Below are 21,313 nucleotides of genomic sequence, written 5' to 3'. Positions count from 1 at the left end.
CGTTAATCCTTGCGGTAGTAGTCGCATTCGTACCCGTCGGCGTCGAGTGGCAGTCCTGCTGCCCAGTCGGGTGGGGTCGTCATGAGCTGGCAGGCATCGGCGATGGTGAAGCCGGAGTCCTCGGGTTCGTCGATGACGATTTCGTCGTGGACGTGCATGACAATCTTGTGCCCAGCCTGAGCGACGAGTGTCATGGCGTGGACGAGGAGGTCACGAGCGACTGCTTGGACGATGTTCTCGACGAGTTTCCCGCCGTAGGTCTCCAGCCGCCCCCACTTGCGTCCGGTCGTGACACCGCTGTAGGTGATGGAGGTGCCGCCCCACCGGTTCTCACCCAGCTGGGGCTTCACGTAGGCCAGCCGCCTACCAGAGGGCAGGGTGATGAACAAGATGCCGGACTCGGCAGTGAAGCCAAGGTTGCCCAGCTGGATAGGTTGTCGGGTGGTGATCGCATCAATCGCGGCCTGCTCGACATCCGCCCAGAGTCGCACGATGTGCGGGTTGGCTGCCCGCCAGGCGTCGACGATGGGTTTGAGTTCGTGCTCGACCAGCCCCATCCGTAGGGCACCCATGGCTTTTAATGCGCCGACGGAGCCGCCGTAGCCGCAGTTGTGGACGAGGCGTCCCGATACGGTGTAACGATGATGTTCTCCGGCATTGAGTAGGTCATAAACTCGAGTCGTGCCTGAATCAATGGCCAGGCTTTGCGTTTGGCGGCCACGGCTTTGCGGGCATCGTTGATGATCGCTTCCCGGCTCATGCCCTGCGAGAGTTTGCGGGTGACGACGACTCGGGAGTAGGGCCAGTAGCGCTGTTCGAAGCGTGTGAGCACTGTGTTGCGACGGTTGGCAATGTTGACTGCTCTCGACACGAACCTGAGGTTGCCTTTTTCGTAGTGACCGTTGGTGTCGATGCGATCCAGTTCCAAGTCGGGGCGCACGTTTTCTACGTTCTCGAGAATCCACACTCCGGCCTCGAGTGGGGTGGAAAACCGGAATTCGATGCCACGCCCACCGTAGGAAGGCCATTGCGGATCGGATGGGTTTGTGCAACGCTGCTTGGCTGCGGTGAGCCTGCGGTCTAACCATCTGGGAATATGGGGTTTGTCTTTTTCCGAACACTGTTGACAGCCCTTGGAGATCCCGCGTTCGAGACTGCTGAGGCTCGTCCATTGCTGTGCTCCGCAGCTGGTGCAGCGGGTTTCCACGTAGCAGTGGTTCCAGTTGTGGCTCCAGCGTTTCTGGGGGTTGATAATTGTCACCCACCCGTATTGGGTGCCGACCATCTCCGGTTTGTAGGAGACGTGCGCCGCTGGCGGCAGCTTGCCCGAGTGGTATCGGCCCCGGTTGCCCTTGTACCCACACGAGGTGGTCAGGAGTGGCGGTGAGACCGTCGTAGGTGATGACATGTTTTTCTCCTTTGTCAATGACGCCGTCATGAGCCACCCACCGGGTGCCGTCCCACACCCGCATGGCTGGCGTGACATTCTGAATCGGAACCTCACCGCTGTCAGTGAGCACGAGCTGCCCCTCGGCAATACAAGCCAAAACCGCGATTTTCCCCTTCTGCCGCAGCCCGGCGTTGATGCCGTGTTTTTCGACGGGGACGCCGAACATGCGGCTCGCGGTCGCGCAATACAGATCCTTGCCCTGCTCGAAGGCTTGGAGGGTGGTGTGTTCTCCGGCGAGCCAGGCGATGACGCGGGCTTCAATCGCGGAGTAGTCGGCGACGATGAATCGGCACCCGGCACTGGGGATGAACGCTGTCCGGATCAACTGGGACAGCGTGTCTGGCACGGAGTCGTAGAGCAGTTCAAGGGCGTCGAGGTTGCCCTGCCGGGTGAGGGCGCGGGCTTGGTCGAGGTCGGGCAGGTAGTTACGGGGCAGGTTTTGGACTTGGACGAGGCGTCCGGCGAACCGTCCGGTGCGTCCCGCTCCATAGAACTGGAGCAGACCGCGTGCCCTACCGTCCGTGCCTGTAACGTTATGCATCGCCTGGTACTTCTTCACCGAGGATTTTACGAGATCGCCGCGCAGCTCCAGCACTTCACGCACCACGCCGGTGGCGGTGTCGAGGGCGGCCTCGACGTCGGTTTTTGCGAGGGACGGTAGTTCGCAGCCGTGATCGGTGAGCCAGTCTTTCAGCTGGATGGGCGAGTTCGGATTCTCCAACCCGGTCAACTCCCGCGCCCGCGCCAACGTCGCCGCACGGTGTTGGTCGTCGAGGGCGACGGCCGCTTCGGCGAGGGTGTGGTCGAGCAGGATGCCGGTGTCGTTGATGGTCTGGTCGAGGGCGTAGGCGCCCCACTCGGCGTCAGGCATAGGAAACAGGGAAAGCCGGTCGTGAATCGCAAGCTCGACCTCGACGTCACGCCGGTTGTACTCCACAAACGCCTGCCACCCATCCGGGTCACTGCCCGGTAGGTTCCTCGTGCTGCCACCGTTCAACACGCTGGGTGTGGCGGGTGTGCAGAACTGCCGAATCAGTTTCTTGCCTGCGCTGTCTTTCTGCACGTCAAGGTCGAGCGCGGCACCGACCGCGTCCAAGCTCATCGGCAACCCGAGGTAAGCCGACCACACCATCGTGCAGCGCCACTGGCTCGGGTCAAGAAACCCGGCCGCCAACAGCTCGGGGTGATGACGCTGCAGCCACGCGGAGAGCGCGACCCGCTCGAAGGCGGCGTTATGCGCCCACTTGACCACGCCCGGGTCCACCAATGCTGCGAGCACCTCGTCGGGCAGCCCACCACCACTGGCGAGATCGACGACTTCCACCGGGCCGCCGTCGATTGAGTATCCGAACAGGAGCAGCTCGAACTCAGGATCGGCGGCATACGGGTACACGCCGGACTTGGCGAGGTTGACGGGGCTGTAGGTTTCGAGATCACAGTAGAGCGAGCGCATGGAGCAGTCCTTTCATGACGAGTGTGGAGGGAACCACCGTGATCGGCAGTCCCCTCCACAAGGTGATGGTTTTACTCGGGTGCAGTTTCAGTGCGGGCGATCTCGCTGTCCCTCACGCGTGCTCGTTCTTCTTCGAGAAGCTTGGCGAAGCGTCGTTCTTCACGCTTGTCGGAGATCCACGACAGCAGTAACGCGACCCCAATGGGGATCAGGAAGTACAGCCAGTACGCCAGCGTGATCGCCATGAAGCAGTCATTCATCACGGTGAACTCCTTAGCTGAGGAAGTCGTCGCTGGCGGCGGCGGGGGTGCCGAAGTCGGACTCAGCGGAGATACGTCCGCCTCCGAGGGATTCGCCGTCGCGGAGCTTCTGGATGTTGCCCAGCCCGCAGGCGATGCCCTTGTTCCCGTTCGTGTTGAACGCATAGAAGCTGAGTGACACTCGGGCATAGCAACCCGAGTACACCTCGGAACGGTCGAGGATCGGAGCGACGTTCTCGTCCACCACCTGCGGCGGGGTCAGCGAGTTCGCGTTGACGAAGTAGCTGTTGGCGTAAGCTTCGTCGTCACGCTCGGTATCCCCGTCACGCAGCGGCAGCTTCAGAGCAGCCTTGTTCGGGCGCTTACCCCCGAACTTGGCCGTCCCAGCGTCAATGGCCGCGTCGATCGCGCGTTCGATCGCGGTGATCGTGGCCCTGTCCGTCTTCGGGATGATCAGCGACACGGAGTACTTGGGCTTGCTGCCCTGGATCGAGTTCGGCTCCCACACATGGGCGTAAGAGAGACGGACTTCGCCGGTGACGATACGGGTCGGATTCGTAGTTGACATGAGTGTCCTTCTTTCTATTAGTTACTGGTTTTCGTGAATTCGGATTCGGCGCTGCGGATATCGAGCACGGGTCGTTTATCGGTGTCGGGCACGAGCGTCGGCTTCCCGACCGGTTTGACCACGAGGTCACCGAGAACCTCGTTGAAGGTCTTCTTGCCCATGAGGCGTTCCATCGCAGTGAGCGTGATGAGCCTTTTGTCGTAGATGTCGGTGTATCCGGCAGCCTGAGCCGCCTCAGCGACGGCACCCTCGTCGGTGTATTTGCGGACAGACCGTCCGGCGACGAGCTTGAAACCATCCCAGTGCTTGCCCTGGTTCACCGCCTGCGAGAGCGCGTAGGCCTCCACATCCGCAGCCCACGATTTGAGCTGTGGAATCCTCGCGAGAACGTCCGCGATCTCCGCATCCGTCAGCTCGGCGGGCGGGGCGAACTCCCGCTGGGCGAGCGCCAAGTTGACCTCGGCACGTGCCCGGCACGTCGGTGCGATGCGGCAGAACTGGCACCACGAGCCGGGACAGAACTCGCCCCCGCCCGCCGCAGCCAACTCGGCTTTCGGCTTGACCTCGGTCGCAGCCCACGCCTGCAGGTCAGCGACGTCGGTTTCCCAGGTGTCGACGTTTCCTCGGCGGGGCTGGTAGATCGTCACCGCAACATCGGTGATGTCATACAAGTCCCCGAAAGCGTGGACGGCTCCGAGCGCGTAGAGCATGAGCTGCGGGTTGCGCTCGGCTTCGACGAGGACACCCTGCCCGTACTTCAGATCGATAATCTGCAGCTTGGGTTCGGCGATGATCACACAGTCGCCGGTACCGAAACCGCCCGGCACCACATGGGAGAAGTCGAGGCGCTGCTCGATCAACACCTGCGGATCACCACAGGTCTCCTGTGCCAGTGAGATGTGTTCCTGGACGAAGGCGACGTAGTCGTCGGTCAGGTTCTCCATCTCGTCGTCGATCCAGTCAGATTCGGGTTTGAAGGTCGGCGCTTGGTGGAGGGAACGCCGCAGCTTCCACTCCGCCAGCGCGTGTGCGACGATGCCCTGCTCGGCCGCCGCCGACGGAGAATCCGGCTCGCGGGATTCCAGGACGGCGCTGGGTGGACAGTTGAGCCACCGGTGCGAACCCGACGCCGAGAGCAGCGCATGCTGGTCAGGCATCGGACAGCTCCTTCGCCTTGGCCAGCAGCCACCCGTACTTCGCCGGGTCAACCGCCGACAGCTTGTCCGCGCCGGTGGCGACAATCAGCCCACGCACCTGCTCGGTCATGCCTTGGCTGGACAGGTCGGCGAGCACTCCACGCACCTGCGCCAGCGACACCGACTCCGGCTCAGGTGCCGGTTCGGGTGCCTGTCGGTGGGCGGCCTCGTACTCAGCGGCGGCCTGCTCCAGGTCGGGTTGTGCGAGCCCGACGGAGGCGATCGGACGGCTACCTAGCATCCCGGCGTGATCCTCGAACCCCTCCCACGCGGTCTCCTCAATTGCGGCGGCGAGCATGGTGACGCCTTCGGCGATCCGGTTCAGCGCGCCAATGAACCTGTTCGCGTCACTCACCGGGATCATCGGTTATCACCGCCCTCGCGGGTGACACCTGCCGCGTCGGCCAGCGCCATCAGGTCGTCGTCGGTGTCGGCGACACGCACCTCGACGGTGGAGGCTTCGGAGCCGGGCAGGAGCACGGCCATGCGGTGCTGGGGTCGGCTGGTGCCGAAGATCGCGCGCAGCATCCGCCTGCTGGGGCGGATTTCTTTTGCAGCGAGTGCGGCAGCCGGGCTGGGATGCTTGGCGATCTTGATCTTGAGCTTGGTGGACATCCGGGTTTCCTTCCATGTGAGTGGTGGTACGCCCCATCACCGGGCTAGTGAAGGGAGTGCCTTGCATCTGTCAGGCATGGGACGCACCGAAACCGGACGGCCTACGACTCGGTGAGTGTTTTGCGCAGTTGGACCAGACCGCGCGAGACGGCCTTACGCACCGCATCGGCACTGGTCAGCTGGCCTGCGCCGGTCTTGTCGGCGGCGATCTCGGTGAACCGGTCGCCGTGGAGCACATGCAGCTCGATGTACTCGCGCTGCGTCGCAGTCAGCGGACTCAGCAGTTCGACCACCGCCAAGTTGGCCTCGACCTGCGCGGTGAAGTCCGGATCGTCCGAGGCGAAGTAATCCGCGCCCAGCCCGCCACGCTCGTCGTCATCACCGTGGCCGGGTTGGTCGACGGAGATGTCGGAGCGGCGGCGATTGTCCAGCTCGCGGTACTCGGCGTACACGTCGTCGAGGTAGGCGCAAGCCCACTTCGGACGCGAAGCCAGATCGCGCAGCTGGGCACGCAGTTCTTCGCTGTCGGGCAGGTCAGGGACGGGTAGGTCGATGGTGTTGCCCCTGGGGGTCAGGTACGGGACAGTGAATTGGTTGTTGAATGCCACGTGAGGGCTTCCCTTCTTGCGAAGGGAGACCTCGTTGAGGGCAACCGGCGAGAGACCGTGGTGTTGAGCGGAAACAGTGACGGGCACCGACCCGACCCGGGGTGAACCCGGATACAGGTGGTGCCCATCAAGCGCTCAACGGAGGTCTCCCGAATACGGTTGAAAAACGCATGCGGGTGTAGGAGGAAGGGCGGCCGGCCGGTGACCGGTACGGCTCTGACCGCCACAGCGGTTGGGCTGTCCTGCCGACTGACGTCTGGCCAGCAGGACAGCCGTGAGGGCTACTTGCCCTTACGCGGCTTGGCCTGAGCCAGCGCCGAGGCTGCGACCGACTTCGTCTTGGCCGAGGTGCGACCGTCGCGCAGCAGTGCGGACGCCTTCTTGGCGACCGGTCGAGACGTCTGCTTCGTGTTACGGGTTCCCATGTCTCTTCTCACCTCCTCGCGACACGTTCGTGTACTTGATGTTTAGAAACGTGCACGCCGAGGTAGAATCGACATATCTTCGTCCCAAGGACTGCACTCGGTTTCTAAACCTGTTTTCACGATAGGAAAACGAGTCGCTGGCACCCGAGACGAGACAAGACTGCAGAAGACGGAGAGGAGACGAGATGGCAGCAAATGCAGACCCTCGCTATGCGCTGGGCGCTTTCTGCCGAACCGTCCAACCCTTCATGTCGGGAGTCGCCCGGACAAAGAAGGGGTTCATGAAGGACTTCTTCGACGCGGTGATGGATAAGGAAACCGTCTTTGTCGAAACGTCCGCGCACGAGAAGAAGCGGGAACCTGGAAAGACGTCGATCACGGTCGGAGTGTGGGCCGGGATCAACGAGACCGACCTCGTACGGTTTTTCAACGGGGACAGGAAACTGCCCGATTGGAAAGCCCGGGACTTCCACAATCATCTGGACACCAGCAAAGTTGAAGAACTCTGTGACCCCATAGGCGTCGACGCCCTCGCTACGTTCCAAGAGCAGCTCACGGTGGCCAACATCAATGTGCACGATGTAGGGAAAGTGCCGTCCGCTGTGGGGCAATGGCTGAAAGCGATCCTGTGGTCAAACAGCAACGACCGGGATCTACTCGCCGACGGTGCCGCCCCGCAGGAGCAACCAGATTTGTTCACCAACCTGCCGCTAGCCGAAGGCAGGATCAACGGCGGCAAACTTCATTTGGGGTCTTCTTCGCTGCCATGGAAGCCCACACCGAAAGTTCCCGAGTCGCCCGATCCTGCACTCGAATCCGGCTACACCACACAGATGTTTGCCGCTCTCGCCGAGCACCTGGGAACTCCGGTTGCCGATCTCAGTGACCTGCCCGATCGATACCGGAAGGCGTTCGCCAGGCAGCGTGGGCATTTCTGGGATGCTGAAGGGGTTCGCCGCAACCTTCGGGATCTCATCCCCGCTGGAGAACAGGAGTTCTCTGCGATGAAGGAAGACCTGTTCGACGGGGTCGTCGAAATCTGCGAGGCGGACTACGACGACGGCTACCTGCGGATGAACGCGACCTTGAGCAAGGCAGCCGACTTCGCGTTGAACGGTTCGGTCATTGTGAAATTCCCGTCGATGGTGCGGGCAACTCACAAGAAGGGCATGTGCCACATGCTCGTCAACGATGATCAACTGCACTGGGTGGTCTGCCGTGACGACTAGCCTGTTCAACACACCCGAGGAGACAGCGACCCGGCTCACCATGTGCCTCTCGCGGGTGCCGCGTTCATTGAGCCTTGACGAGACCACAGCGCTCGATATCGCGGCGACCTACATGAAGCAGTTCGGGTTCGGGAACAAGAGCCTTCACGGCGGCACCCCGTACGCGGTGGCCGAATATGATGCCCGCCGCAGACGCGTCCACGCCGGGCTTGCCCGGCTGGTACGTACCGGGCTGGCGTCCACCGGCGATAACGGCATCACGTTTGGCTCCACCCCTGCCGGTCAGAGCTTCGCGCAATCCCTTGACGGTGCGTACGCGGACGCATACGGGCAGGCCATCGGTCAACTCCTGGCACGCGGACTCGACGTTGTCGTAGTGCAGGTTCAGAAGAAGGTGATGCAGCATGGGTAAGCTTTGGATTCGCCAGGTCAAGGCCACCAGAGATGACAGCACCGCTTCGATCATCGATCTTGCTCCCGGTCTGAACTGCATTGTCGGCCCGTCCAACACCAGCAAGACCAGAATCGCGAAGACGATCGCCTTCGCATGTGGCGGCAAGGATCTTCCGTTCACCGATAAAACCGGGTACACGACCGCAGCCGTCACCTTCGTGACAGCCGATGGTGAGGTGACGCTGTCGCGCTCCACGAAGCGAGGATCAAGCATCGAGGTGGCCTCGACCGATCCCAACGTGGAGTCGGGAAAGTACTCCCGCAACAACAAGAGCAAGCAGCCAGTCAACAATCTCTTGATCGGACTGTTAGGGATCAATCCAGGTCGTCAGGTCATCACCAACGAGGCGTTCAATAAGGTGCGCTTCACCTGGCACGCGATTGAACACACCCTCCTAGTACCCGAGAGCGAAATCGGCCGCCCTGACCCCTCCATCCTTCTTCCGAAGTCTTCTAGCGCTCAGTCGCTGACCCAAAACCTGTCGGCACTGCTTGTCCTGGCACAAGACGAAAACTTCGACGAGGCAACATCCCGCGAGAGCGCTTCGGACAAGCGCGCCCGCCGCAGGGCTGTTGAACGCTACATCTACCAGCAGCTCGACATCATCCAGGCACGCAAAGCCGAACTGGAACGCGCTGAACAACAGGCCGCAGCCGAGGGAGCAACCATCGAGGCATACCTGGCGGGGCTAAGGGCACAGCTGGAAGACCTGCAAAACCAGCGGGAACACATCCTCACCCAAGACGGCGAGTTGATCACCACAATCAGTCACCAGACCCAAGAACTTGAAGGACTTGAAATAGCCGTCGAGCAGCGCGGCACCCTGATCACGCAATACGATGCGGACATCGCCCGGCTCGACCTTCAGCTCCAAGGCATGAGGCACGACCAGACCCACCCTCATCCCGACACCTGCCAGTTCTGCCACAGCACAATCGCAACTCCGCCACCAACTGACGAGGACATCGCAGCCTTCGAAACTGAGATCGCTCGTATCCAGCACCTCAAGCAGGAGGCCACGGATGACCTCGACCCCCTACGCCAAATCGCAGCCGACCTTGCCGCTGACCTTGGGCACAACAAGCAAGCACATGTCCAGCTGTTGAATCAGCTCACCTGCAACCTCGACCCGGCCACGCGTGCCATCCAAACCCAGATTGATCAACTCGCCGCCGCGCAGCGAATCAAAGCTGAGCATGAGCAGCTGGCTGAGCTTGAGTCTCGCTTCCAGAAGACGCTGGATGGAGACGATGAAGCCAGCGACCCGGATGCCGAAAAATTCAAACCGCTAGAATACTTCGACGGCGATTTCTACTACTCGATGACCAGATCCATGCAAGACATCCTGGAGCAGGCACACTTCCCGAGAGCCCAAAGCGCAGCCTTCAATCGTCAAGTCTTCGACATCGAAATCGCGGGGTACGCCAAAGCCGAAGAACAAGGCAAGGGCTACTGCGCCTTCTTCAACACCGTCGTTGTTCTCGCATTCCATGCGTTCATGAACCGCCGCTCGCCCCATGCGCCCGGTTTCGTCCTGATCGACACCCCCCTGCATGGCTTCGACGAGGGCAAGAACACCCCAAACACCTCAATGCGGGCCGGGCTGTTCGAGTACTTCGCCGAACAAGCCAAAGACCAACAAATCATCATCCTGGAAAACACCGACCGAACCGAAGGTCTCGAGTTCAATGAGGCGACAACGGTCATTGAGTTTTCAAAGAGCAAGACACGGGGACGCTACGGCTACCTAGACGATGTGTACGACGTTGCAGAAGAGGAACAGCGATGACAAACCCCCACAGCTTCACAGTGAGCTACAAGCCCTTGTGGAAACTGCTTATTGATAGAGAGCTTCAAAAGCAGGACCTCCGGAAGATGACCGGACTTTCGGGAGCGACCATCGCCAAGCTTGGCCGAGACGAGAACGTCACCACAACCGTCCTCTTGAGAATCTGCGAAGCGCTCAACTGTGACCTATCTGACATCGTGACCCTAGCAAAGAAGGAATTAAAATGAGCACACCCAACATCAATCGGCACAGATTTGACCTCTGGAAAGAGGATGTTTACCAATCCGTGAAGATGTACAACGAATGGTTCCTTGAAGCTGCACCTGAGGCTTACCGTAGATCTCGTTCTGCCGTTATTGATGAAGTCGAGCATCTCTTTGAAGCTACTAATTACATGAATCGGCTTACTCCACAGGACATCATTGAGAATCCCCAGATCATCGGCACACTTCGGATGGTCACGGCGCCACCCATCGCTCGTGACCGCCTAGTTGGTCTTGCCGATGTTCCGAAATCTCTCGTGAACACCCTAGAACAAGGGCGACCTCCTGCCCGGATGTCTGATGTAGCGCTCCGCCAGAGCCTGACTCAGATTATTGCAATCATTATGGAGTTGCTCGACGACACCCTTTTCGAATGGGTTGAGACGAAAACGCCACCGTCTCATAAACAGGTCGAGCTTGCCTCAGTAGTAGTGGGAGATCGTAGATGCGGTGCTGTGACCGACCCCATTATTCGTAACGCCCAGGAAGCGCGCCAAATGGCTGTTATGCGGGAATGGCTGACCGCGCGGGGTTACCGGGAAGAACGCTTCTCTAGCGACGTAGCTTTGCGTAGCCGTCGTTCTTTGCCCACAACCCGTAGATTTGAATGGACTTCGCGAACGAATTAGAAGCAGGGAGAATCAAATGGAGTGGACCGTTATTGCGTTCTTGTTTCTTTTCATCTGGCACGAGATAGAGGAATTCTTCGTGCTAGTTCCGTGGCTCCGCCGCAATTCAGCACAGCTCCCAGGTATAGCCGGACGCCGAAGCATGTCCTTGGCCCAGGCCGTCTTTATTGCCAGTGAAGAACTTATTGTGCTCATTGTAATCTGTCTCTGGGCCGAAGATGTGTGGGTTTTAGCCGCAATGATCGCCTACACCATCCACCTCGTCATACATTGCGCTCAGATGGTGTACACCTATATCAAGCGCTTTCCTCTGCGGCTATGGTCCGCACCGTTGCAACTACCGATCATGGCTTGGCTTATCATCGCCCACCCTAGCCAAGGAGCAATCAGTCTACCTGTTGCTTCAACCATCACGGTTGCCGTCATGTGTATGAACCTAGCTTTCATGCATTGGTTTACGAACAAAGTCCTCAGCCGATCCTTCTTACCTATGCAAAGCGGCATTATCGCAACCAACCTCCGCAACCAGCCTCCGGAAACATAATCCGTAAGATCTTCATTCGGCAGTTTCCTCGCGTGCACTGCAAGCTGTTTGAAACTGAGCAAACAGAGGCGAAAGCTTCCTTTAGTTCTACGTGGTTAAAGGAAGCTTTCGCCAGTGTTCAGTCTTTTCTATCGGAGCATATAGAGCACCATTTTGGCTTTAGTCAGTGCCTTCACGGCGTGCGGGAGCCTAGTAGTGAAGTGGACTAGCCCACCTGGTTTGAGGATGACAGTTTTATTGTCGCCTGTTATCTCAAGTTCACCTTCTAGGGTCTGCACGATAACTGGCATGGCTGCAGTGTGCTCTGAGAGCTCTTCGCCAGCATCGAAAGAAAACAGTACGACATTAACGCCTTCAGCACGCATTAGCGTTTTCGACACAGTGGAGTTTTCGGCATATTCGATCTGTTCGGCGAGATTGTCAATGAAACCAAGTATTGAGTTTGGGAGAAGTTTGCGTTCGCTCATTATTTCTGGTGTTCTTTCTTCAGTCTTTTGCTATTGGGGTTTGCGCGCAATAATCGCGATGCCCGTAAGTTGCTTCTGGTATTCGCTGAAGGTGGAGCGCATCGCTAAAACGCGCTGACGCAAGTCTTTATCGAGGATAACATTTTTGAGTATCCTAACCACCCCAAGTAGTCCCTCATCAGCGAGATTGCGGCGCAACGACAGCAAAGCCATCGGCTCGAAGCCTACCCACTCAATAGCAAACCCGGCTCGTTTAAGCACCTCGCACCATTCGTTTTCGGTTAAGGGACGCGCATTGACGCGAATTGACTTGGCAAGGTTCTTTCGCAGCGCGTCAGCCAGTTGCAAGTCAATATTATTTGGAACGAGGCCGAGCTCATGAATTGCGTAGCACCCGCCCGGAGAAATCAATCGGAATGCTTCGGCAACGATTTCATTCTTGCCTTTCTCGCCCTGCATGGTCAACATAGCTTCACCAACCACTACATCAGCCGAAGCCGCAGGCAAGCCTGTATCTTGTGCTCGCGCATCAATTACTTTTCCACCATACGGAGTAACGACCTGTTTAACGTTGGCAGCCGCATCGGGATCTTGCTCCACGCCTAGATATGACGCAACTCCACTCTCGACGATAATCTTTGCGGTTCGCCCCAAGCCTGGAGCAAACTCGATAATCCTACTTCCGTGGATATCTGCTTGCGAGAGCAGGCGCGTGGTGAGTTTCAAACCACCGGGACGTAGAACTTTCTTGCCAGCACGGGCTAACACCCAATGGCCGGCCGCCGTTTCTGTGGGACGTTCACTTTGCGGTACTGGACTAATTTGGACCATACCAGAATCATACCCGAAATTAGGTCAGCCGTCAGCCTTACCTTGGTTATTAGAATTGTTTCATTGCCCCTCTTGCGAGTGATATACCATCGACATAACCGAGCGAGGTTCGCTTTCGCTGACCATCATCAGCATCCTGAACCGCTACGACTTTTCGAAATCAAAAAACGGGGATCTTCTGATAGAAAATGAGCTTAGTCACAAGATTGCCCACCAAGAACTTTTCAATGTCGCCTGTTCTTTCCTCTTAATTTCGTACTGAGCAGCAACCCGTCAGACCCCATGCAAAAGGCTTAGCATTTTCCACTGGGGAATTTGCGTACGCTGCTTATCTATACTTTACACTCTAAGTCGTGCCCTAATTCATACCCAATGATTAGTCAAAGACGACGTTTTCTGGATAATCGCACCTATTGCATGCTTTGCGTGCGTTAACGCTTCTGATACGCGAAAACCCCGCTTACTGAACTGCTCCCCATTAGTTGGACTGAGAAATACCAGCCAAAACGCCGCCCATTCGAGGAAAACAAAAGGACGCCCATCTTGTATCAAAATGAGCGTCCTATTGGTGGAGCTAACGGGATTCGAACCCGTGACCCCCACACTGCCAGTGTGGTGCGCTACCAGCTGCGCCATAGCCCCAGATGTGAACTTCGCGCGTACGCGTCGTTCTTCTGTTCAAGATGGTAGTCATCGATGATGGATTTACCAAATTCTGGACCGAACACCGATGTACACGCACATCAACCAGCACAAATACCATAAAAAGACAGCGACCCTACAAGGTGGCGTCGCTGTCTTATGCGTTCAGCTGTACTTAGGAAGTAGCCTTGGTAACCCAGGTATTGATGCTTTCGGTGACTTCCTTGCCGTCGATAAAGACGCGCGGTGAGGAAACTTTTCCGCTGTCCTTCTCTAGCTTGTCGGTATTGGCTTTAGCAGCGTCAAGGAAGTGCTGCTTTTCAGCGCCCTCACGAATCTTCTGCACTACCCCATCGGATGCGCCGACGTTCTTGGCTGCGTTGGCAAAGTCGTCGTTGCTCCACTGCCCGTAGATGCTGTTCTGCTCTTCCATGAGCAGCGTGCGGTAGTTCCAGTAGGCTTCCCACTCACCAGCGTTAGCAATGGCTAGAGCAGCTGCTCCGCCTTTGCTGGAGCTGCCGTCTTCGTTTCCGCGATCGAGGAAGTTAAGGAATCGCAGGTTAACCACGATTTCGCCTTTTTCAATGGCTTCCTTCATCGGCTTGTCTGTTGCTTTTCCTAGCTCAGCGCAATGGGAGCAAGAGTAATCCTCGTAGAGATCAATCTTCTTGGCATCAGACTTTGCGTTTGCCGCTTTCAGCTGGATTGCGTTGTCCGTTACTGCACCGCCGAAAGAGATTGACTCACGTTCGCGATCTGCAATTTTATCTTCCTGAGCGCCTCGACCTTGGATCACAATAAAAGCGACCACAGCGATGACCACTACCAGAAGTGCCAGGATAGCCCAGAGGAACCCATTGGACTTCTCAGTAGGGTTTTTAACCTTTTTCACGGAGGATGCACCACTCACTATTTTTACAACCTTGTTTCTTGTCGTTGTTCTCACCCACGAGCTACGTACTTTGCAGACGGAAGAAACATGGGTGATGAGCTTTCAGGCTCAATTGATGCCATAATACGTGGTCTCGGGGAGGTAGAGAAGACTCCCCGCAACACATCATGTTTTTATGCGTATAGAGCCCACTTTTTAAAGGGGCGGTACACTGTCCAAAGAGACAGCACGACAAAGACGATGTCTCTAGCGATCACTTTTGCGTAATCAGCAGCGGTGTTTTCTGTGATTGCCTGCGGACCAAAACAACCACAGTCGATGCTGAGTCCTCGGGCCCACGCTTGGGAAAGTCCAACAATGAACAACACCATGACAAAGGTGGAGACCCAGCTTGCCTTGCGTAGGAATATTCCTAGCAGCAGCAACACACCGCCGGCGATCTCCAACGGGCCGATGATCATGGAAATCCAGTTAGCCCACGTATCGCTAAAAATTTCATACGCTTTTACCGATTGCGCTGTCTCTAGATGCGACCCTGTTTTAGAGATACCCGCCGAGATCCAGATATAAGCCATAAAGAAGCGCGCGAAGAAGCTCATGGCATCTAACGCCATAGTCTTTCTGGAACGCCTCATCGTATTTTCAGACACAAACCTAAACTCTAATGCAGCTTTAGGGTGGAGGGAAGTGCTGGAAGAGTTCATTGTGCCACCAGCACTAGGCCTCCCGAGCATGTTCCTTACGCTTGGAGTATCCCATCTACAAGCTCTTGTGCCTCCCTTTGCACCTGCTGTAGGTGCGCTTCTCCGAGGAAAGACTCAGCATAAATTTTGTACTTCTGTTCCGTTCCTGAAGGTCGCGCAGCAAACCAGGCGTTGTCGGTAGTCACTTTAAGCCCACCAAGTGCCGCGCCATTGCCGGGTGCATGGGTAAGTTTCGCGGTAATGGCTTCGCCCGCTAGCTCGGTAGCCACGACGGCCTCTGGAGAAAGCCCTTTCAACGTTGCTTTTTGTTCGCGGTTGGCGGGAGCGTCGATACGCGCGTAGACAGGGGCACCGTAGGTCTGTGCCAGTTCCGCACAGCGTTGCGACGGGCTCTTCCCGGTCACCGCAGCTATTTCCGCGGCGAGGAGGTTGAGGATAAGTCCGTCTTTGTCTGTAGACCACACGGTTGCGTCGTGACGCAAAAAGGATGCCCCCGCGGATTCCTCGCCGCTGAACCCCACGGAGCCGTCCACAAGGCCAGGCACAAACCACTTGAAGCCTACGGGCACCTCGATGAGCTTGCGATCCAGGCCGTTGACTACTCGGTCGATCATCGAAGACGAGACCAGCGTCTTGCCCACGGCAATGTTGGTAGACCACTGAGGGCGATGCGTAAACAGATAATCAATAGCTACCGCCAGATAGTGATTGGGGTTCATCAGGCCGGCGTCTGGGGTGACTATCCCGTGTCTGTCTGCATCGGCGTCGTTGCCGGTAGATATGTCAAACCTGTCTCGGTTGCTCACCAGCGAGGCCATAGAGTCGGGCGAGGAGCAGTCCATTCGGATTTTTCCGTCGGTGTCTAGGGTCATAAAACGCCAGGTCGCATCAACAAGCGGGTTAGTAACTGTCATATTGAGCTTGTGGTACTCCGCTATCGCGCCCCAATAGTCCACGGATGCCCCGCCCATAGGGTCCGCGCCGATATGCAACCCGGAGTCTCTTATGGCTGCGATATTGACCACGTTTGGCAGATCTGCAACATAAGAATCTAGGAAATTGTATGCGTGGGCTCGCGGATCGAGGACACCCTGTACTGAGGTCCGCTGAACTCCACGTAAGCCATCGCGGAGCAGTTGATTCGCTCGGTTAGCAATCCAATCTGTGGCGTCTGTGTCCGCAGGTCCGCCGTTAGGAGGGTTGTACTTAAAACCACCGTCTCGTGGAGGATTATGGGAGGGTGTAATCACGATTCCGTCGGCACGCTGTGTCTCGGCACGCTGTGCCTGGGCGCCCGCGTTATAGGTAAGAATCGCATGCGACACTGCGGGCGTTGGTGTGTAGCGGCCACGGTCATCGACAAGCACAGTCACATCGTTGGCCAGTAATATTTCAAGGGCGGAGGTCATCGCCGGCTCGCTGAGCGCATGCGGGTCACGTCCGATAAAGAGCGGGCCATCAATGTTATTGCTCCGCCGATATTCCACGATAGCCTGCGTAATCGCGAGGATATGCTGCTCATTAAACGCGGTATCCAAAGAGGAACCACGATGGCCGGACGTTCCAAAAGATACCTGCTGATCGGGGTTATCTGCATCGGGATGACGCGTGTAATACGCAGTCACCACTTCTGCAATATCAATAAGATCCTCGGGCTGGGCCAACTGACCTGCACGTTCATGCGCCATGATGCTCCTTAGTGTCCGCTCGGTGTGTATCACTTCTATCTTCGCGGTTTTCGATGCCCGACGCATCTGATTTGTGAGTTTTTGTGACACATCAATCCTCCCATCGACGGAGTAGGCTTTGCACTCATGGATAGAGTCCCTCTCTCGGTGGTCGTTGGAAGCGGCGCAGCTCTCGGAGCCGCTGCGCGTTTCCTCATCACCAGTCAGGTATCGCTTATCGACGCCCCCGCCACCATCGTTCTCATCAATATCGTGGGAGCAACTCTCATGGGTTATTTCCACCCACGCCCTTTCTGGGGAACCGGATTTCTCGGGGCTTTACTAGCTTCTCCGCCTTCGCGCTCTACCTAGCAACGCCTCAGCTCAGCGGATTTTCTGCGGCTGGTGTCTTCCTCGCTACTGTCTTCGGGTGCATCGCGGGATGGCTCCTGGGCAACACCCTTACGCGCAGAAGGCCACTCGCCCCATGACGCTCTACGCGCTAGGAGCCGTGGTCCTCGGCGGATTTTGCGGCGGGGTCTCTGCCGTTTCTGGTTAGGAAAACTGGGGCCCTACCGAGGAACCTTGGCGGCCAACCTTGCTGCTTGTGTATTGATCGCTTGGCTATGGCGGAGCACACTACCCCAAGAACTTATGGTGTTTGCGGGGACCGGGCTCGCAGGCGCTCTGTTACATGGTCGACCCTGGCAAAAGAGTTGGGAACGGATATTGTCCAAGGCCGCTGGGCAGCCGCTCTTGGATATCTGGCGGTGACCTGTGCGCTTGGTGTTGGCAGCGCTAGCCTCATCATGCACCTATAAAAAACTCGGGCCCACGTGATAGTGAACCCGAGGTTTTATACGCGAACAGTTAGTCCGCTATGGCGTCCAACGGCGGAGTCTTGGCGGCACGCCGTGCTGGCCACAGCGCGGCAACCACGCCGACAACTGCCGAGCCGACAAGCAGCCACAGGATCTCTGCGATAGGAATACTGATTGTGTCTAGTCCTTGGGAAGAGAGAACCTTGAGGAACGCCCACCCCAGTCCAAGGCCGATCACGATACCCACCACGGCACCATAAAGAGCAATCTGCACGGATTCAATAGAAATCATTGTGCGAATCTGCCTACGCTGTGTGCCCACTGCCCGCAGCATGCCGATCTCCTGGCGGCGTTCAATAACGTTCAGCGCAAGAGTATTGATGATTCCGATGATCGCAATCACCACGGCAAGCCCGAGGAGCGCATACAGGATATTCATCATCTGGCTGACCGCCGAGGATTGCTCACCCGCATACTCTTTTGACGTTTGCACACGTACTACAAGGAAATCCTCAACGGCTTTATTAAGCCCGTCGCGGAGCTCATCGGTGGTCTTGGTTCCGTTGCCGTTCACAAACAAAACTGAGGTCGTCGAGAGCACGTTCTTGCCCTCGATAGTTTTGCTCGAAGCTATAACGTCATTCAAAATCTTGCTCTCGGAGAAACTGCCCACGATTGTGACACGCGCGATCTCCGTCCCGTCTTCCAGGCGCAGCGGCACTTGGTCGCCAACCTTTAAGTTCTGAGCCTCCAAGTAGCTCTTCTTAGCGACCACTCGATCAGCAGCTGTAAGGTCAAGGCTTCCCTCTACCCCTTCGGCATTGACCACATCGTCGATCTTTCCGTTCACCAACGCCGTTCCGCTCGGGTGCGAGGCTGCTTCTAGTTTCGCGGTTCCCAATGTGACTGGCGCAAATCCCATCGATGTCACAGAGCCCACACCCTCGACCTCACGGACTTTCTGTTCCGCTTCAGCTGGCACGGGGAAATGTCCGCCCTGAGGCCCCGACAAGATAAATTCTACCTTGACCTCGCTGTCCACGAGATCGCTAATGCTGCTCTTCATCGTCGCCGACAGCATGCCGATCGTTGTCACAAGAGCAACGCCCAAGGTGAGCGCAAACGCAGTCGTTGCAGTCCGCTTAAGGTTACGTCGAGCGTTCGTAGCCGATAGCTTGCCGACGGCCCCGAACAGGGCTCCCAGCACACGTCCCAGTGCCCCGACGATGGGGATACTCATCGCAGGTGATGCAGCAAACACACCAACGATTACAAACAATGCGCCAACGCCCACGGAAATCGCCCGAGTCTTAGTGGCTGCATCTTCTGCGAAAATCCCCACCAAAGCAGCAGCGATACCCAGCATAATCCCGACCAGGCCAAAAATAGTGCGGACTTTCAAAGAGCTCTCGGAGGCGGTTTCTGTAGAACGCATGGCTTCCACGGGCCGTACAGCACCGGCGCGACGAGCTGGCGCCCAGGCGCTCACCACAGTGACAATTGTGCCCAGCGCCAATGGAAGGAGCACCGAGGTAACGGTAAGGCCCAAACCGGCTGCGGGAATTTCCATGCCAAACTTAGCCATCACAAACTGAATGAGTTTGACCAGCCCCATGCCTCCAAAGATTCCGATTATGGATCCCACGAGACCAATGATGACGGCTTCAAACACAACCGAGCGGGTAAGTTGTTTTCTGGACACGCCCAAAGCTCGGAGAAGAGCAAATTCCTTTAAACGCTGGGCAACGATCATGGAGAACGTGTTAGCGATGATAAAAGTGCCTACCAGAAGAGCAATAAGGCCAAACGCCACCAAGAAGTAGTTGACAAAGCTCAGGGCCTTTTTAATGACTCCGGTAATTTGTTCGGCTATGGCATTTCCAGTATCCACTTTGTACTGCGGATAGGTCTCTGACAGATACTTCACTAAGTCTTCAGAAGACATACCGGCGCTTTTAGCAATCACTGATCCCACGGATCCTTGCGTGTAATTAGCAAGGTAGCCGTTTTCAGACGTCAACAAGGTTAGCCCAGGCGCATTGGAGGAAGCCGGTTCATACGTTCCCACAACCTTGACTTCACGCTGTCCCATCGCGTCAATGACCAGAAGGGAGTCACCGATCTTGATGTTGTGTGCAGAAGCCGTTCCTGTCGCAATGACTACATCAGCGTTGTCCTTGGGGGCTGTCCCCTCCGCGATTTTCACCGGGCGGTTACTTGCGCTGCCTTCTCCATGGAAAATGGAGACGCTAGCTCGCCCGGCTCCTGTCTGAATAGCCTTGCGATCCGACGTCGCCACAACAACGTTGGTAGATCCGTTGACGTCTACAGCTTTCACATTTTTGTCTGCTCGAAGCTGTTCGATCTCCGCAACAGTAATCGGCTTTTCTTTACCTGAGACAACAGCATCAATACCAGCAAGGCTATCGTCGACCACCGCATCAAATGATTTGCTCAAGGATGCAGTAAACATCAAAGAGCCGGAGACAAAAGCGGTACCCAAAACGACAGCCAACAGTGTCAGGGCCAGACGAACCTTATGAGCCAAAACAGATCGTATGCTCACGCGAAGCATCGCAGTAGAGCTGTCTTTGCTAGGAGTACTAGTCGAGTATGAAGGCTCTCTGCCTTTAGCAGAATGCTGTCCCATCTATGCCAGCTCCTCGATGGAAGCCATAGTCTGCAAGATCTCCTCCGCCGAGGGGGCACGCAGTTCTTTCACGATTCGACCGTCTGCAAGGAAAACCACCCGATCTGCGTAAGAGGCAGCACGCGGATCGTGAGTAACTATGACTACTGTCTGTCCATCCTGATCTACTGCAGTACGTAGAATCGACAAAACTTCCGCTGAAGAATTGGAATCCAAGTTTCCGGTTGGCTCATCGCCAAAGATGATCTCTGACTGTACCACCAAGGCACGAGCACACGCAACGCGCTGCTGCTGACCGCCTGATAATTCTGCCGGACGGTGGTTGAGACGTTGGTTCAAGCCAAGGCGCTGCGTCACCTCTTCAAACCACTCTTTGTCGACCTTACGCCCCGCTATGTCCCTCGGAAGCGTAATATTTTCCGCTGCTGTCAGCGTAGGAACCAGATTGAAAGATTGGAAGATAAATCCAAGGCGATCGCGCCTTAGCGCAGTCATCTGTTTATCTTTCAACTGCGAAAGATCCGTGTCTCCAATGAATGTCGACCCCGAGGTAACAGAATCCAAGCCTGCCATGCAATGCATCAACGTAGATTTGCCGGAACCAGAAGGCCCCATAATCGCGGTGAATTCATTGGTGGCGAATTCCACGTCGATGCCATCAAGGGCCCGGACCATGGTCTCCCCCTGCCCATAGCTCTTGGTGAGAGCAACTGCACGAGCTGCTGGCCTCTTGGAGTCGGTGATAAACATATAGAACTAGTTCCTATCTGGGTTGTTTCCAAGCTGCTACATCAAATCCGTAGAAGCGTAACAAGTCTATTCAACCTTGAAGCTCTAGTGTGCGCACCCATCACACGGCTACCCCCTTTTTTTTCTCTCTTTTCCACCCCCGTAACGTGTTCCCTACGCTTTCTTTCCTTGCCCCCTGGTTTGTTGGGGGTTGTTTACGCGTAAAAAAAGGGAAGAGAGTCTAGGCACCACACCCACCCCCAAGGGGGTAAGGCATCATACCTAGACTCTCTTCCTACATATCAAATTTTTTGGTTGGCGGCGACCTACTCTCCCACACCCTCCCAGGTGCAGTACCATCAGCGCAATCGGGCTTAGCTTCCGGGTTCGGAAAGGGACCGGGCGTACCCCCGACACTATAACCACC

General features: G+C 56.9%; 21 protein-coding genes, 1 tRNA gene, 1 rRNA gene and 1 pseudogene. 7 read left to right on the top strand and 17 right to left on the bottom strand.

The window, feature by feature from the left end; translation table 11 throughout:
• Positions 1-2: 2 nt before the first annotated feature.
• The 8 genes from ET810_RS12180 to ET810_RS11895 all read right to left on the bottom strand — a co-directional run bounded on the left by ET810_RS12180 (position 3) and on the right by ET810_RS11895 (position 6,575).
• Positions 3-2,903, bottom strand: coding sequence for a DNA polymerase (locus ET810_RS12180; RefSeq protein WP_134316322.1), 2,901 nt, complete (start codon positions 2,901-2,903; stop codon positions 3-5).
• 71 nt (positions 2,904-2,974) lie between these two features.
• Positions 2,975-3,163 (bottom strand): hypothetical protein, encoded by a 189-nt coding sequence (locus ET810_RS00115; RefSeq protein WP_134316321.1) that lies wholly within the window; start codon positions 3,161-3,163, stop codon positions 2,975-2,977.
• Between the two features lie 13 nt (positions 3,164-3,176).
• On the bottom strand, positions 3,177-3,731 hold the full coding sequence (locus ET810_RS00110; protein WP_134316320.1) for a DUF2815 family protein: 555 nt from the start codon (positions 3,729-3,731) through the stop codon (positions 3,177-3,179).
• 17 nt (positions 3,732-3,748) lie between these two features.
• Positions 3,749-4,888, bottom strand: a complete 1,140-nt coding sequence (locus tag ET810_RS00105; protein WP_134316319.1) for a DUF2800 domain-containing protein — start codon at positions 4,886-4,888, stop codon at positions 3,749-3,751.
• Positions 4,881-5,291 (bottom strand): hypothetical protein, encoded by a 411-nt coding sequence (locus ET810_RS00100; RefSeq protein ID WP_216605491.1) that lies wholly within the window; start codon positions 5,289-5,291, stop codon positions 4,881-4,883. Before ET810_RS00100 ends, ET810_RS00105 begins: the two co-directional genes overlap by 8 nt.
• A complete protein-coding gene (locus ET810_RS00095; RefSeq protein ID WP_134316318.1) occupies positions 5,288-5,542 on the bottom strand; it encodes a hypothetical protein in 255 nt (84 codons plus the stop codon). Before ET810_RS00095 ends, ET810_RS00100 begins: the two co-directional genes overlap by 4 nt.
• A 101-nt stretch (positions 5,543-5,643) precedes the next feature.
• Positions 5,644-6,150 carry an RNA polymerase sigma factor gene (locus ET810_RS00090; RefSeq protein WP_134316317.1) on the bottom strand — a complete coding sequence of 169 codons (507 nt, stop codon included), beginning with the start codon at positions 6,148-6,150 and terminating at the stop codon, positions 5,644-5,646.
• A gap of 281 nt (positions 6,151-6,431) precedes the next feature.
• Positions 6,432-6,575, bottom strand: a complete 144-nt coding sequence (locus ET810_RS11895; protein WP_166741061.1) for a hypothetical protein — start codon at positions 6,573-6,575, stop codon at positions 6,432-6,434.
• Between the two features lie 185 nt (positions 6,576-6,760).
• On the opposite strand from ET810_RS11895, the gene ET810_RS00085 reads away from it, so the two are divergent.
• Genes ET810_RS00085 through ET810_RS00060 form a run of 6 tightly spaced genes read left to right on the top strand, consistent with a single transcriptional unit; the run spans position 6,761 to position 11,483 of the window.
• Complete coding sequence (locus ET810_RS00085) at positions 6,761-7,804, top strand: ABC-three component system protein (protein WP_134316316.1); 1,044 nt, start codon at positions 6,761-6,763, stop codon at positions 7,802-7,804.
• The gene (locus ET810_RS00080; RefSeq protein ID WP_134316315.1) at positions 7,794-8,216 is read left to right on the top strand and encodes an ABC-three component system middle component 2; all 423 of its coding nucleotides are present in this window, start codon (positions 7,794-7,796) and stop codon (positions 8,214-8,216) included. Before ET810_RS00085 ends, ET810_RS00080 begins: the two co-directional genes overlap by 11 nt.
• Positions 8,209-10,047: an AAA family ATPase gene (locus tag ET810_RS00075; protein ID WP_134316314.1), complete on the top strand. Its 1,839-nt coding sequence runs from the start codon at positions 8,209-8,211 to the stop codon at positions 10,045-10,047. Before ET810_RS00080 ends, ET810_RS00075 begins: the two co-directional genes overlap by 8 nt.
• Complete coding sequence (locus tag ET810_RS00070) at positions 10,044-10,274, top strand: helix-turn-helix domain-containing protein (RefSeq protein ID WP_134316313.1); 231 nt, start codon at positions 10,044-10,046, stop codon at positions 10,272-10,274. The genes ET810_RS00075 and ET810_RS00070 overlap by 4 nt, the downstream gene beginning before the upstream one ends.
• Positions 10,271-10,939, top strand: a complete 669-nt coding sequence (locus tag ET810_RS00065; RefSeq protein WP_087453547.1) for a XamI family restriction endonuclease — start codon at positions 10,271-10,273, stop codon at positions 10,937-10,939. Before ET810_RS00070 ends, ET810_RS00065 begins: the two co-directional genes overlap by 4 nt.
• A gap of 16 nt (positions 10,940-10,955) precedes the next feature.
• Complete coding sequence (locus tag ET810_RS00060; RefSeq protein WP_087453546.1) at positions 10,956-11,483, top strand: HXXEE domain-containing protein; 528 nt, start codon at positions 10,956-10,958, stop codon at positions 11,481-11,483.
• Positions 11,484-11,611: 128 nt separating this feature from the next.
• Here the strand turns inward: ET810_RS00060 and ET810_RS00055 are convergent, their stop codons facing one another.
• The 6 genes from ET810_RS00055 to pgm form a co-directional block, all read right to left on the bottom strand.
• The gene (locus tag ET810_RS00055; RefSeq protein ID WP_087453545.1) at positions 11,612-11,950 is read right to left on the bottom strand and encodes a cupin domain-containing protein; all 339 of its coding nucleotides are present in this window, start codon (positions 11,948-11,950) and stop codon (positions 11,612-11,614) included.
• Positions 11,951-11,980: 30 nt separating this feature from the next.
• Complete coding sequence (locus ET810_RS00050) at positions 11,981-12,781, bottom strand: methyltransferase domain-containing protein (RefSeq protein WP_087453544.1); 801 nt, start codon at positions 12,779-12,781, stop codon at positions 11,981-11,983.
• Positions 12,782-13,347: 566 nt separating this feature from the next.
• Positions 13,348-13,423: transfer RNA gene (locus tag ET810_RS00045), tRNA-Ala, on the bottom strand.
• 175 nt (positions 13,424-13,598) lie between these two features.
• Positions 13,599-14,333, bottom strand: coding sequence for a DsbA family protein (locus ET810_RS00040; protein ID WP_087454458.1), 735 nt, complete (start codon positions 14,331-14,333; stop codon positions 13,599-13,601).
• Positions 14,334-14,488: 155 nt separating this feature from the next.
• Positions 14,489-14,950: a DoxX family protein gene (locus tag ET810_RS00035; RefSeq protein ID WP_087454929.1), complete on the bottom strand. Its 462-nt coding sequence runs from the start codon at positions 14,948-14,950 to the stop codon at positions 14,489-14,491.
• Positions 14,951-15,054: 104 nt separating this feature from the next.
• Positions 15,055-16,707: a phosphoglucomutase (alpha-D-glucose-1,6-bisphosphate-dependent) gene (gene pgm, locus ET810_RS00030; protein ID WP_087454459.1), complete on the bottom strand. Its 1,653-nt coding sequence runs from the start codon at positions 16,705-16,707 to the stop codon at positions 15,055-15,057.
• Between the two features lie 126 nt (positions 16,708-16,833).
• Between pgm and ET810_RS00025 the strand changes: the two are divergent.
• Positions 16,834-17,177: pseudogene (locus ET810_RS00025) on the top strand (fluoride efflux transporter family protein).
• A 379-nt stretch (positions 17,178-17,556) separates the two neighbouring features.
• On the opposite strand, the gene ET810_RS00015 reads toward ET810_RS00025, so the two are convergent.
• The 3 genes from ET810_RS00015 to rrf form a co-directional block, all read right to left on the bottom strand.
• Complete coding sequence (locus tag ET810_RS00015) at positions 17,557-20,157, bottom strand: ABC transporter permease (protein WP_134316312.1); 2,601 nt, start codon at positions 20,155-20,157, stop codon at positions 17,557-17,559.
• Positions 20,158-20,907: an ABC transporter ATP-binding protein gene (locus ET810_RS00010; protein ID WP_134316311.1), complete on the bottom strand. Its 750-nt coding sequence runs from the start codon at positions 20,905-20,907 to the stop codon at positions 20,158-20,160.
• Positions 20,908-21,199: 292 nt separating this feature from the next.
• Positions 21,200-21,313, bottom strand: a 5S ribosomal RNA gene (rrf, locus tag ET810_RS00005); the annotation flags it as partial.

This window comes from Corynebacterium silvaticum (assembly GCF_004382825.2).
GTDB classification, from domain to species: domain Bacteria; phylum Actinomycetota; class Actinomycetes; order Mycobacteriales; family Mycobacteriaceae; genus Corynebacterium; species Corynebacterium silvaticum.
The sequence above is the reverse complement of the archived record's forward strand: the minus strand, read 5'-3'. Positions and strand labels throughout refer to the sequence as shown.

Bases quoted from the DNA above. Each gene is read 5' to 3' on its own strand.
- ET810_RS12180 (WP_134316322.1), bottom strand. From the start codon at position 2,903: ATGCGCTCGCTCTACTGTGATCTCGAAACCTACAGCCCCGTCAACCTC.
- ET810_RS00115 (WP_134316321.1), bottom strand. From the start codon at position 3,163: ATGAATGACTGCTTCATGGCGATCACGCTGGCGTACTGGCTGTACTTC.
- pgm (WP_087454459.1), bottom strand. From the start codon at position 16,707: ATGGCGCATGAACGTGCAGGTCAGTTGGCCCAGCCCGAGGATCTTATT.
- ET810_RS11895 (WP_166741061.1), bottom strand. From the start codon at position 6,575: ATGGGAACCCGTAACACGAAGCAGACGTCTCGACCGGTCGCCAAGAAG.
- ET810_RS00100 (WP_216605491.1), bottom strand. From the start codon at position 5,291: ATGATCCCGGTGAGTGACGCGAACAGGTTCATTGGCGCGCTGAACCGG.
- ET810_RS00095 (WP_134316318.1), bottom strand. From the start codon at position 5,542: ATGTCCACCAAGCTCAAGATCAAGATCGCCAAGCATCCCAGCCCGGCT.
- ET810_RS00075 (WP_134316314.1), top strand. From the start codon at position 8,209: ATGGGTAAGCTTTGGATTCGCCAGGTCAAGGCCACCAGAGATGACAGC.
- ET810_RS00050 (WP_087453544.1), bottom strand. From the start codon at position 12,781: ATGGTCCAAATTAGTCCAGTACCGCAAAGTGAACGTCCCACAGAAACG.
- ET810_RS00060 (WP_087453546.1), top strand. From the start codon at position 10,956: ATGGAGTGGACCGTTATTGCGTTCTTGTTTCTTTTCATCTGGCACGAG.
- ET810_RS00105 (WP_134316319.1), bottom strand. From the start codon at position 4,888: ATGCCTGACCAGCATGCGCTGCTCTCGGCGTCGGGTTCGCACCGGTGG.
- ET810_RS00110 (WP_134316320.1), bottom strand. From the start codon at position 3,731: ATGTCAACTACGAATCCGACCCGTATCGTCACCGGCGAAGTCCGTCTC.
- ET810_RS00055 (WP_087453545.1), bottom strand. From the start codon at position 11,950: ATGAGCGAACGCAAACTTCTCCCAAACTCAATACTTGGTTTCATTGAC.
- ET810_RS00065 (WP_087453547.1), top strand. From the start codon at position 10,271: ATGAGCACACCCAACATCAATCGGCACAGATTTGACCTCTGGAAAGAG.
- ET810_RS00070 (WP_134316313.1), top strand. From the start codon at position 10,044: ATGACAAACCCCCACAGCTTCACAGTGAGCTACAAGCCCTTGTGGAAA.
- ET810_RS00015 (WP_134316312.1), bottom strand. From the start codon at position 20,157: ATGGGACAGCATTCTGCTAAAGGCAGAGAGCCTTCATACTCGACTAGT.
- ET810_RS00010 (WP_134316311.1), bottom strand. From the start codon at position 20,907: ATGTTTATCACCGACTCCAAGAGGCCAGCAGCTCGTGCAGTTGCTCTC.
- ET810_RS00035 (WP_087454929.1), bottom strand. From the start codon at position 14,950: ATGAGGCGTTCCAGAAAGACTATGGCGTTAGATGCCATGAGCTTCTTC.
- ET810_RS00085 (WP_134316316.1), top strand. From the start codon at position 6,761: ATGGCAGCAAATGCAGACCCTCGCTATGCGCTGGGCGCTTTCTGCCGA.